The sequence below is a fragment of the Pseudomonas sp. c313 genome (assembly GCF_055407145.1).
The window spans coordinates 17,182-29,036 of the sequence record NZ_JBUZRD010000023.1 but is presented as its reverse complement, the minus strand read 5'-3'; the positions used below and the strand labels follow the sequence as shown (position 1 = coordinate 29,036).

At 60.2% G+C, this 11,855-nt stretch carries 9 protein-coding genes and 1 tRNA gene; 3 read left to right on the top strand and 7 right to left on the bottom strand.

Annotation, left to right across the window (positions count from 1 at the left end; genetic code table 11):
* The first annotated feature begins 509 nt into the window (after nt 1-509).
* Nucleotides 510-1,850 (top strand): MFS transporter, encoded by a 1,341-nt coding sequence (locus tag ACZRKZ_RS27105; RefSeq protein ID WP_463983182.1) that lies wholly within the window; start codon nt 510-512, stop codon nt 1,848-1,850.
* A 19-nt stretch (nt 1,851-1,869) separates the two neighbouring features.
* Here ACZRKZ_RS27105 and ACZRKZ_RS27100 read toward each other — a convergent pair whose 3' ends face one another.
* Both ACZRKZ_RS27100 and ACZRKZ_RS27095 read right to left on the bottom strand, forming a co-directional pair.
* A complete protein-coding gene (locus tag ACZRKZ_RS27100) occupies nt 1,870-3,927 on the bottom strand; it encodes a methyl-accepting chemotaxis protein (protein ID WP_463983181.1) in 2,058 nt (685 codons plus the stop codon).
* 230 nt (nt 3,928-4,157) lie between these two features.
* On the bottom strand, nt 4,158-5,381 hold the full coding sequence (locus ACZRKZ_RS27095) for an MFS transporter (protein WP_463983180.1): 1,224 nt from the start codon (nt 5,379-5,381) through the stop codon (nt 4,158-4,160).
* Between the two features lie 137 nt (nt 5,382-5,518).
* Here ACZRKZ_RS27095 and ACZRKZ_RS27090 point away from each other — a divergent pair, with 137 nt between their 5' ends.
* On the top strand, nt 5,519-6,127 hold the full coding sequence (locus ACZRKZ_RS27090) for a TetR/AcrR family transcriptional regulator (protein ID WP_463983179.1): 609 nt from the start codon (nt 5,519-5,521) through the stop codon (nt 6,125-6,127).
* A 255-nt stretch (nt 6,128-6,382) separates the two neighbouring features.
* Nucleotides 6,383-6,458, top strand: a tRNA-Asn gene (locus tag ACZRKZ_RS27085).
* Nucleotides 6,459-6,571: 113 nt separating this feature from the next.
* Here ACZRKZ_RS27085 and ACZRKZ_RS27080 read toward each other — a convergent pair.
* The 5 genes from ACZRKZ_RS27080 to ACZRKZ_RS27060 are packed head-to-tail and all read right to left on the bottom strand — an operon-like array spanning nt 6,572 to nt 11,855.
* Nucleotides 6,572-8,086, bottom strand: coding sequence for an ABC transporter substrate-binding protein (locus tag ACZRKZ_RS27080; protein ID WP_463983178.1), 1,515 nt, complete (start codon nt 8,084-8,086; stop codon nt 6,572-6,574).
* 34 nt (nt 8,087-8,120) lie between these two features.
* A complete protein-coding gene (locus ACZRKZ_RS27075; RefSeq protein ID WP_463983177.1) occupies nt 8,121-9,092 on the bottom strand; it encodes an ABC transporter ATP-binding protein in 972 nt (323 codons plus the stop codon).
* Complete coding sequence (locus ACZRKZ_RS27070; protein WP_463983176.1) at nt 9,089-10,057, bottom strand: ABC transporter ATP-binding protein; 969 nt, start codon at nt 10,055-10,057, stop codon at nt 9,089-9,091. The genes ACZRKZ_RS27075 and ACZRKZ_RS27070 overlap by 4 nt, the downstream gene beginning before the upstream one ends.
* Nucleotides 10,054-10,911: an ABC transporter permease gene (locus ACZRKZ_RS27065; RefSeq protein ID WP_463983175.1), complete on the bottom strand. Its 858-nt coding sequence runs from the start codon at nt 10,909-10,911 to the stop codon at nt 10,054-10,056. Before ACZRKZ_RS27065 ends, ACZRKZ_RS27070 begins: the two co-directional genes overlap by 4 nt.
* Nucleotides 10,908-11,855: an ABC transporter permease gene (locus tag ACZRKZ_RS27060; RefSeq protein WP_463983174.1), complete on the bottom strand. Its 948-nt coding sequence runs from the start codon at nt 11,853-11,855 to the stop codon at nt 10,908-10,910. Before ACZRKZ_RS27060 ends, ACZRKZ_RS27065 begins: the two co-directional genes overlap by 4 nt.

Here is an 11,855-nt window from a genome sequence, read left to right as displayed (position 1 = left end):
CCCCACTCTTGTCGTTGCTATTAGTCATAAACATAACCGTTTGCCTATCCCTTATCGTAAGGGGGAAACGGTGTCCTGTCTTTCATGGGGCTCGTCCAGTTTTGATCAATGCGCTACCGCCAGTAAGTGTTGGCCTCGAAACCCGCTTCGTTACCTCAATTCAGTGACCGCTTCGGGTCGGTAACGGCCCTTCAGCACCGACAGCCATAGGCCAGGTGCAGGCCATGACTAAAGGTGCAAAGTAAACTACTCCATGGCGAAACTCGACGCATAAACGGAGTCTGCCCCCGACTCTTTGCAACGCTTTATCCCGCAAACCGCATTCCGACACTCCAATAAAAAATCATCCAACCCCACCTCGCAATCAACGCCCCACCACCTGGCCCGAATCCTGCCTGTTTCACCCGCATCAAGTCGGTACTGACTACGCGGATGACACTTTTGAACCCCGCCGCCTCAGTCACTCCCTCGATAATCGAACGCTTACTGACGAAACGCCGAGGCCCCCCATGACGAGCGCATCCACCGAACAGGTAAGCCCAAAAACCCTACGAAAAGTGATCGTAGCCGCCGGCATCGGCAATTTCGTCGAGTGGTTCGACTTCGCCGTCTATGGCTTTTTGGCCACGACCATCGCTCAGCAGTTTTTCCCCAGCGGCGATGCCAGTGCTGCGCTGCTCAAGACCTTTGCGGTATTCGCCGTGGCCTTTGCGTTTCGGCCTCTTGGAGGGATTTTCTTCGGCATGCTGGGGGACCGGATCGGCCGCAAGCGAACGCTGGCGATGACGATTTTGTTGATGGCCGGTGCGACGACCTTGATCGGCCTGCTGCCTACGTATGCCGCGATCGGGGTCATGGCGCCGATTCTTCTTTCGCTGATTCGTTGCGCCCAGGGCTTTTCCGCCGGGGGAGAATACGCCGGTGCCTGTGCCTATCTGATGGAGCATGCACCGAGTGATAAACGCGCTTGGTACGGCAGTTTTATTCCGGTGTCGACGTTTTCCGCCTTCGCTGCGGCCGCGGTGGTGGCCTACGCACTTGAAGCGTCGTTATCGGCCGAAGCGATGGGTAGCTGGGGCTGGCGCCTGCCGTTCCTGATTGCTGCGCCGCTGGGCCTGGTGGGTCTTTACCTGCGCTGGAAGCTGGATGAGACACCGGCTTTCCAGGCGGTGACTCAGGAAGATGCAGTCGCACACTCCCCGCTCAAGGAAACCTTGCGCAACCATGGTGCGGCGATCTGCTGCCTGGGCGCTTTTGTGTCGCTCACGGCGCTGTCGTTTTATATGTTCACCACCTACTTTGCGACTTACCTGCAAGTCGCGGGGGGCTTGAGTCGCGCAACGGCGTTGCTGGTGTCGCTGATTGCCTTGCTATTCGCGGCGGCGATCTGCCCGCTGGCCGGGCTGTATTCGGATCGGGTCGGACGTCGAATCACGGTGATGACGGCGTGCGCGCTGTTGATTGTGGTGGTGTTTCCCTCGTTCTTGATGGCCAGTTCTGGCTCGTTCGCAGCGTCCATTGTCGGTGTGATGCTCCTGGCGATTGGCGCGGTGTTGTGTGGCGTGGTCACGGCGGCCTTGCTCTCGGAAACCTTCCCGACCCGTACGCGATACACCGCGTCGGCGATCACCTACAACATGGCCTACACGATCTTCGGCGGCACCGCACCGCTGGTGGCGACGTGGTTGATCAGCACCACCGGCAGCAACCTGTCGCCAGCGTTTTATCTGATCGCGGTTGCATTGCTGGCGCTGGCGGGTGGTTTGGCATTGCCGGAGACTTCAAGGATTTCCCTGCATGATGTGGCGACACCGGAAAAGGACACAGGCGTGGGTATGCCGGCAAGCTAAGGAAATGGAGCGCCTAACATTACCCCAGCCGAAACCGCGCCGTATTCTCACTCAACGCCCGACTTCCCTTACTCAACGTATCCGCCGCTTGATTCACCGCCCGCGCGCCCTCCAGCAAGCGCCCTGCCGCCTGATCAACCTGCTGAATATTCCCGCTCACCTCATCCGCCGTCGCGGCCTGTTCTTCAACCGCCACGGCGATCTGCGCCAATGTATCCGTGACGTTTTGCACCGCGCTGGCGATCTCACCCAGCCGATTGCCCAGTCCGGTTACGGATTCGGCATCGGTCATCGCCTGGTCGCAGGCGGCGCCCATAAGGCTGACCGCCTGGCTAACCGTCGCGCGCAAGCTGTCCACAGTGCTGGCGATCTGCGCCGTGGATGCCTGGGTGCGTTGTGACAGGCTTCGAACTTCATCGGCCACTACGGCAAAACCTCGGCCCTGCTCGCCCGCTCGTGCGGCCTCAATGGCAGCGTTAAGCGCCAGCAAGTTGGTCTGTTCGGCAATACCGCGAATGGTGTCGACCACCGATTGGATCTGCTGCCCCTGCTGGCTCACTTCCCCCAGTGCATTGGCGGTGTCGGTCAGGCGCTGGTTGAGTTGTTGAATACTGGCCGTGGTACGCAGGCTGTCACGGCTGCTGTCCTCGGCAATACGTCGGGTTTGCTGGGCGCTGCCTGCGGCCTGCTCGCAACTTTTGGCGACGCCCATGGACGTCGCCGCCAACTGCGTTGCGGCCGCTGCAATCTGGCTGATTTGCAGTTGCTGGTCTTCTACTTCAGTGAGCGTGCTGCCCGATTGCGCATTGAGCGTCAGCACCGCAGACCCCAACTGCTGCGTTTCGTGATTAACGCCCAGCAGACTGGTGCGCAACTGCACCACCGCGACGTTGAGCGCGGTGCTGATCGCGGCCAGTTCGTCACGGCCTTCAATCGCTACCTCGACACACAGGTTGCCGTCGCGCAGGGATTCAGCAAGGGTGGTGATACTGCTGGCGCTGCGCCGAATCGATGCCTGCAGGCACACGAACAGGTACAGGGCCGCCAACGCCAGAATGCTGAACGTCACCGCCACGGGGATGATTTGCTTGAACGAGAGGGCGCGGTAGTAGCTCAGGCGCGCATCAAGGGAGGTCAGCGACTGATTGCGCAGTGCGCCCAAGGTCCCGAGCATGCCGTCGACACTGCGCTCGAACCCGCTGGTATCGAGCTTGATCGTGCCGCCGAACACCCCGTCGTCCAGCACTTTCAGTTCGTTATCCAGCAGCTGCAAGCTGTTGTCGTACTGAGCGGTCCAGGTTTGTACCCCTGAGTACTGCTTGGCTTTAAGCGATGCAGCCGCCTTGACCAACTGATCCCGCGCATCGCCGATGCGACCGCGCAGGTCACGCATCTGCAAACGACTTTGCAAGGTGAACTGCCCAGAGGCGATGGACGACTGCCCGACGCTCGCCATGCGACCAATACGCTCAATCAGATCGGGCGCCTGCTGAGTAGCAATCTGCATCAGCAAGTAGGTTTCAAGCCAGGGATCGAGGATCAATCCGGAGTCCAGGGTGATCTGTTCGCGCAGGTTTTGCATCGCCGTCAGCGCTGAAGTAAAGCGGTCGTAGCCATCCGGCCACCAGCCCACGGCACGCAAGGATTGGGTGTCCATGCCCTTGACCGACACCTGCAAAACCTCAAAGCGTGCCAGGGTGTCCGCACTGGCATTCTGTACTTTGAGCGCGTCGCCCAGCGCTTGCAGGCTCTGCAATATCACCGGGTTATTGGCATCGACCGCAGCCATCGCAGCCTTGGCCGCAGGTGTTGGCTCATGCAGGATGTCAGCCGCCTTCCAGCGCGCCGCGAGGTTGCGCTGCGTGGTCAGCTGGCCGTCCAGTGCATCAAACGCCAGTAATTGGCCCACCCCGGATTGCTCATTTGAAATCACTGTCAGCTTGCCGCGATAGTCCTGCCCGATCATCCATAGACTGCCCGCCAAGGGCAGCATGAAAAGCAAAAACAGTATCTGAAACTTGCGCGCAAATCCGAAACGTCCGAGCAGGCGGATGCCTGGCGACAAAATACCCTGCATGTCCGACTACTCCCCTGAACAACCCACACACTGCAGCCGTGGATGCAGCCTTGAAATGATTAGCGGCAAAATGCCATGTCATTGTTTAAGCTAGCTCAAGCAAGAAACGGACCGCAGCGGTCAGGCCCGGGGATAGGCAGGGTGTCACTCAATAATCTGCGCAGCACGCTCGAAAATGGGGCAAAAGCACTCAGTGCGCAGAACAAAACTGTAACCATTGGGCATGGTACTCAATGCCCGGCCACCGCTGATTTGCCGACTCCGCGCGGGCCCGATTTGAAACCATGGGAGCGGGCAGTCCACGTAATGACAAATGCCACTACCACCAAAAGCACCATCGCCCACGGGAACGAAACCACACCCCAGGTATCAAGTAATACCCCTCCCACCACGCCACTTCCCGCGATGGCGCTGTTCCAGGCCACCACGTTCAGCGACAGCGCGACGTCGGCACCGTCACCGGCAGCGTCGGCCAGAGCGGTTTGCAACAACGTCGCGGCACCGCCAAAGCTCAACCCCCACACCGCCATGCCGACGTAGATCACTGCCTGTACTTCGGCAAAGAAACCAAATGCCAGGGCCGTCGCGGCGAAAGTCGCGAGGCTGACCAGCACCGTCCTGCGCAGCAATGGCTCGACCAACCGAGCGGTGATCCAGATTCCCACCAGCGCCGCCACACCGAACACCAACAGCACCAGATCCACCCGCGCCAACAACCCCGCCGGCGCCACGAACGGCGCGATATAGGTATAGAGAATGTTGTGCGCCAGCATCCAGGCAATCACCACCGCCAGCACCGGCCGCACACCCGGTGTGGTGAGCACCTTGCGCAATGGCATCCGTTGGTGGGACGCCTGGCCGGGATAATCCGGGACCTTCACCAGCACCCAGACGATCAGTACCAAGGTCATCGCCGACATGATGCCAAAGGCCGTGCGCCAACCGACGAGACTGCCCAGCCAGGTACCCAGCGGAACCCCCAGCGACAGCGCAATCGGCGTTCCGACCATGGCTAGCGCCAGCGCCCTGCCCTGTTGATGAGGCGCCACCATGCGCCGCGCGTAACCGGCCAACAGGCTCCAGGCCAGCCCCGCCGCCACTCCGGCAAAGAAGCGCGCCACCAGCGTCAGCCCGTAGTGGGACGACAGCGCGGTGATGGAGTTGAACAGCAGAAAACCAACGATGGTCAGCAACAGCACATTGCGCCGGCGCCAGCCCCGGGTGGCGATGGTCAGTGGAATCACCGCCAGCACCGAACCCAGTGCATAGGCCGTGACCATCTGCCCGGCCATGGATGGGGAAATCGCCAGGCCTTCGCTGATCTGCGGCAGCAAGCCGGCGGGCAGGGTTTCGGTAACGATGCAGATAAAGCCGGTCATCGCCAGGGCCAACAAGGCACCGACGGGCAAGCGATCCGGCACGGCATCGGCCGGCAGGGAAATTGAGGCAGTCACAGGGAGGCTCCTTGATTGAGGGCAGCTCAAAGAGCTACATAAATACTGATCGGTACAAATATTGAAGGAGGCGAGCTGTCGTTGTCAACGATTTCTGTATCGACTAGTATTTAAGTCATCACTCAGAGGATTTCGTCATGGCGCAGATGGGCCGCCCCCGCAACTTCGACCGCGATCAAGCGGTGGAACAAGCCTTGCACCTGTTCTGGGAGTACGGTTACGACGCTACGTCACTGAACCAGTTGAAGGCTGGCCTGGGCGGCGGGATTTCCGCGCCGAGTTTTTACGCGGCGTTCGGTTCAAAGGCGGATTTGTTCCAGGAATGCGTGCAGCGTTACCTGACCAGTTTTGCCCAGGTCACTGAGTGTTTGTGGGATGAAAACCTCGCGCCTCGTGAGGCTGTAGAGGCCGCCCTACGCCAATCCGCCCACATGCAGTGTGAAGACGGTCACCCCAAGGGTTGCATGGTGAGCCTGGGTGTCATGAGCGCCCCGGCCCCGGAAAGCCGCGAAGTGACCGCCGCCCTGACCCAGTCCCGCGAACGCACCCGCGCCGGAATCGTGAGCTGTGTCGAACGCGCCATCGCCAATGGCGAGTTGCCTGCACACACTAATGCGCAAGCCCTGGCCACGGTGTTCGACAGCTTCCTGCAAGGTATTTCCATCCAGACACGGGATGGCATCGGCCATGATCTCATCGACACGGCCATCTCCCACATAATGTTGACTTGGGACCGTGCTAGCTAATCGCCACTTGCGCTCGGTGTGCCTGCATCGCCAGTATTGCGAATTATTCCCATCAAAAACACTGCGCTCACCCGCCTGATGAATGAGCGGCGCACGACTTAGAAGGATCTCTATGCAAGGCTTTTATCGTCACCATGAGGTGGCGTGAGACAAAGTCGCTAACTGCGGTTCGAGTCAGATGAACGCCGAGACTCACGTCCTTCGCAGGCATTAAGCGCTTGACTTCTCTTTTTTAATCAGTAACATACGGTGTATTCCGCGATAGCTCAGTTGGTAGAGCAAATGACTGTTAATCATTGGGTCCCTGGTTCGAGTCCAGGTCGTGGAGCCAGACAATAAAAGAAGCCTGCAGCGATGCAGGCTTTTTTTTGCCTGGAATTCAGGCGACTCGTGAAGCTGGCAAGCCGATTAAAAAAGCCCGCCTGTCAGGGCGGGCTCAACGGCTTAGTTCTTCACCACTTCCTCAAGGGTAAAGCGCCCCATCGGGTTCTGCAGGAAGTGACTGACATTTTTGCGTGAGATGTTGATGTACGGGCTGTAGTAAAGGTCGATCCAGTTCACATCCTGTTTCGCCATTTTCTGCAGGTCGACGTACATCTGCTCACGCTTGACCGGGTCGGCTTCGATACGTGCCGCAGCGACCAAATCCTTGACCTTGTCGTTCTTGTATCGAGTCATGTAGTTCTGGTTGGTGTCGTGACCCAACACGAAGGTGGTCTTTTGGTCCGGGTCGAGGATGTCGTTGGTCCAGTACATCACCGACAGGTCGTACTCACCGTCCACCAGCATCTGCCAGCTTTGGGTTGGGTCGACTTTCTGCAGGTTTGCCGTCACACCGACCTTCGCCAACTGATCCTTGATCATCACCGCGATCTGTTCGTCCGCCTCATTACCGGCGTTGACCACATAGTTGAGTTTCAGGTCCTTGGCACCCGCATCAGCCAGCAGTTTTTTGGCTTGGGCTGGGTCATAAGGGCGCTGCAGGTTGTCGGCGTAGTGGAACAGCGAACCCTTAGGAATGTAGGAGTACGCCACTTCGCCTTGACCGAAGGTGGCGGTTTTCACCAGCGACTTTTTATCGATCGCCATGTCCAGTGCCCGGCGTACTTCAGGCTTGGCCAGCAACCCGTTGGCATGGTTGATCAGCAGATGATCTTCACGGGTGGAAGGGTCTGAATGGACCACCACATTCTTGTCTTTCTTCAACTCTTCAACACGAGAGAACGGCACAAATATCGCCGTATCCAGTTCGTTGTTCTGGACCATGCGCATCCGCGTGTTGTCGTCGGTGATCGACACCCATTCCACGCCATCCAGGCTGACGTTGTTCGCCTGCCAGAAGTGCGGGTTCTTCTCCAGGATCACCCGATCGCCCTTGCGCCACTCCTCCACCGTGAACGCACCGGATGTCACCGGGTTCTCGGAGTAGGCGTCTTCGCCCATTTTCTCCATGGCTTTTTGCGACAGGATCGACACCGTCGGCGAAGCCACTTGGGAGAGGAACGGCACCGATGGGGTTTTCAAGGTCACTACCAGGGTCTGCGGGTCAGCCGCCTTGGCCGTATCGATCAACTTGAACGAGTCGCTCCACAGCGAAGCCTTGTTGTCGCGGATTCGCAGCAGGCTGAATACCGCGTCGCCTGCGGTGATGGGCGAGCCGTCGGAGAACTTCGCCTCTCGCAGTTTGAAGGTATAGGTCAGGCCGTCCTTGGAAATCTCCCAGCTTTCAGCCAGGCCCGGCTCCAGCTTGGTGCCCAGATTGTCTACACGCACCAGGGTGTCGTAGACGTTGGCAAACACCCAGGTGTCGCGGTTCTGTGCGCTTTTGATTGGGTCAAACGTGGTGCTGTCTTCGCGGCAACCGATGGTCAATACGCCGGCAGCCTGAGCCAGTCCGGCGGTCAGTGACCAGGCGGTAAGCGTGGCGACAGCGAGCAACTTCAAGTGTCGGGATTGCATGTCATAACTCCTTGTTAATGAATGGCAGGGAAGGTCAAAGCAACGGTTCTTCAAGCACACAACTGTAACGATGGTCTTGCAGAAAGCGGGTTGGCGGCGCCGCCTCGGCGCACAGGTCACGGGCATGCCGGCAGCGCGGATGGAAGGCACAACCACTGGGCAAATTCAGTGGGCTGGGCGGCTCGCCGGGCAAGGGTTCGCTGGGCAGCGGCCGGTGCGGATCGATCTCGGGAATCGCCTGGATCAGCGCCACCGTGTAGGGATGGCGCGGCGCGGTGAAGACTGCTTCCACCGGCCCTTCCTCGACAATTTTGCCCAGGTACATCACCGCCACTCGGTCGCACAGGCGCCGGACGATGGCCAGGTCATGGGCGATAAACAGAATCGCCAGGTTCATGCGCCCTTGCAGTTCCAGCAGCAGGTTGATGATCTGCCCCTGAATCGACACATCCAGGGCCGCGACGCATTCGTCGGCGATAATCAGCCGCGGCTCCACCGCCAGCGCCCGGGCGATACCAACTCGCTGGCATTGGCCGCCGCTCAGGGAAACCGGCTTGCGGGTGGCCAATTCAGGACGCAGGCCTACCAGCGCCAGCAGTTCATCAACTCGGTGCGGGATAAGCTCTGGTGCGACCTTGCGCTGCACTCGCAACACTTCGAAGAGGGTTTCACCGATGGTCAGCCGTGGGTTCAGCGCTGCATAAGGGTCCTGGAAAATCATCGCTGTCTCGTGACGCAAGCGGGCGATATCGATTGGGCCGCCATGGGCCATGTCGATACCGTCGAACAGCACTTGCCCGGCGCTGATGGGGTTGAGATGCAGAATCGCCCGGCCCAGGGTGCTTTTACCGCTGCCCGACTCACCCACCAGCCCGAGGGTTTCACCGGCGGCGAGGTTCAGCGACACACCGTTGACCGCCCTCACCCACTGTTTATTAAGACCCAACAGACCGCTGCCGGCGGCCGCGAAGCGCACCTCCAGGTCCTTTACCTGCAACAAGGTCATGGCCGATCTCCCAAGGGGTAATGGCAGGCGACGCGTGGACCGATCCCGGCCAAATCCGGCAACTGCTCGGTACACAAGGTGCCGATTTGCGGGCAACGTGGGTTGAACCGACAGCCTCCGGGCAAGGCATCCAGCAGCGGCGGCTGCCCGGCGATGGTGCGCAGCAAGGCATGACCGCTGCTGGTGGCCGGCTGGCAGTCGATCAGGCCGGCGGTGTACGGATGTTGCGGACGGGCCAGCAGGTCGTATTTGCTGCCGTGCTCGCACAGGCGCCCGGCGTACATCACGGCAATGGAATCACAGGTCTGCGCCACCACGCCCAGGTCATGGGTGATCATGATGATCGACAGGCCACGACGGTCTCGCAAGTCCAGCAACAGGCGCAGGATTTGTGCCTGCACCGTGACGTCCAGGGCAGTGGTCGGCTCATCAGCGATCAACACCTGGGGATTGCAGCCCAGGGCCACGGCGATCATCGCCCGCTGGCGCATACCGCCGGAAAATTCGTGAGGATAGTTGTCGATGCGCTGGCCGGGGTCGGGAATGCCCACCTGGCGCAACACCTCGATGGCCTGCAAGCGTGCTTCACGTTTCGATGCGCCCTGGTGCAGGCGGATGCCTTCGGCGATCTGTTCGCCGATGCGCATCAACGGGTCGAGGTGGCTGCTGGGGTTCTGGAAAATCATCCCCAATTGCCCTCCGCGCACCTTGCGCATGCTGGCTTCATCCAGGGCCAGCAAGTCCTGGCCGGCCAGGCGAACGGCGCCGCCCTGAACCCGCAGGCTCGACGAGGGCAGCAAGCGCATCAGCCCGCGACAGGCCATGGTCTTGCCCGAACCGCTCTCGCCCACCAGGCCGAGGATTTCGCCTTCAGCCAGGTCAAAGGACACGCGATCCACCAGGGTCACATCGTGGCCGTTGTTATGGGCGATGACGCTCAGGTCCTGCACCTGCAACAAGCTCATGAGCGATCCCCCAGCACTTGCGCAACACCATCGGCCAACAAGCTGAAGCCCATCGCCAGGGTCACGATGGCCAGCCCAGGAAAGGTGCAGATCCACCACGCCGTGGTGATAAACGCCTGGCCCTCGGCAACCATGGTCCCCCACTCCGCCGTCGGCGGTTGCACGCCCAGGCCCAGGTAGCTGACCGCCGCGCCGTTGAGCAACACCAACACCGCGTCGGACATGGAGAACACAATCGAGCCGAACATCGCATTGGGCAACAAATGCCGAAATAGAATGCGCCCATGGCCAAAACCCAGGCTTTTCGCCGCCAGGGCGAAGTCGCTTTCCTTGAGCACCAGGATTTGCGAACGGATCAGCCGCGCGTAGGACACCCAGCCCACCAGCGCCATGGCGATATAGAAGCTTTTCAGCCCTGGCCCGAGGATTGCCATGATTGCCAGCATCAGCACCAGGAATGGAAAGGCCAGGATCACATCGATCACGCGCATGCAAAAGCTGTCGAAACGCCCACCGATATAACCGGAAACCGCACCGATAAACGTGCCGATCAGAAACGGAAAGACCACCCCAACGATAGCCAGTTGCAAATCGATGCGCGCACCCCAGATCACCCGCGAAAGTATGTCTCGCCCGTAGTTATCCGTGCCAAATGGATGGGCCAGCGTCGGCGCCATCAAACTGATATCCGTGTTTTGCGCGATAGGATCAAACGGCGCGATCCACGGTGCGAACAGCGCCAGCACCAGCCACGCCAACAGAATTGCCAGGCCCCACGCCGCTGTCAGCTGGCCGTTGCGAAAACCAAAACGCAGGCGCAAGCGCCAGGCGGGAATCAGCGGGCGGCTGCTCATTGCATTTTCACTCGAGGGTCGAGGGCGACGGTCACCACATCAGCCACGAAGTTGACCACCACGGTTGTGCAGGCCAATACCATGGCCACCCCCTGAACCACCATGTAGTCGCGGGTGAAAATGCCGCGCACCAGCAACTGGCCGATGCCGGGAATGGCGAACAGGCTTTCAATCACCACCGTGCCGCTGATCAGCCAGCCAATATTGACGGCCAGCAGGTTGACCGCCGGCACCAGGGAGTTAGGCAGCACGTGGCGACGAAACACCGCTCGCTCGGATAAACCCCGCGCCCGCGCGGCGGTAACGTGATCGGCCTGCAACTCCATCAGCATGCTCGCCCGCAGGTTGCGCACCAACACCGCCGACAGCGCCAGGGCGATGGTCAGGCACGGCAGCACCATGTGATGGGCCTTGTCCAGCCAGGTTCGGCCATAGCCGGACACCGGGAACAGACCCCATTGCACGCTGAGCAGCAGGATCAGCATCAACCCCAGCCAGAACGCGGGCATGCCCAGGCCGACGGTGGTGAACAAGCGAATCAGATTGTCGGCCCAGCCGCCTTTGTTACGCGCGGCCACAGTGGCCAGGGGCACGGCAATCAACAGTGCCAGCAGGACGCTGCCAAGCACCAGGAACAGAGTCGGCTCGATGCGGGTGACGATCAGCTTCAGGGCGTCGACCTTGTACAGCAGCGACTGGCCGAGATCACCCTTGAGCAGGTTTTTCAGAAAGTAGAAATATTGCAGCCACAACGGTTGGTCGAGGCCGTACTGGGCACGAATTTTCAGCAAGGCATCCGGCGTGCTGCGCGAGCCCAGCAGCGCCCGCGCCGGGTCACCGGGAATCGAACGCACCAGCACAAAGGTAATCAGGCTGATGCCAAACAGCACCGGCAGCAATTGCAGCGGCCGGAACAGCACAAAACGGTAACGCGCCAGGTTCAT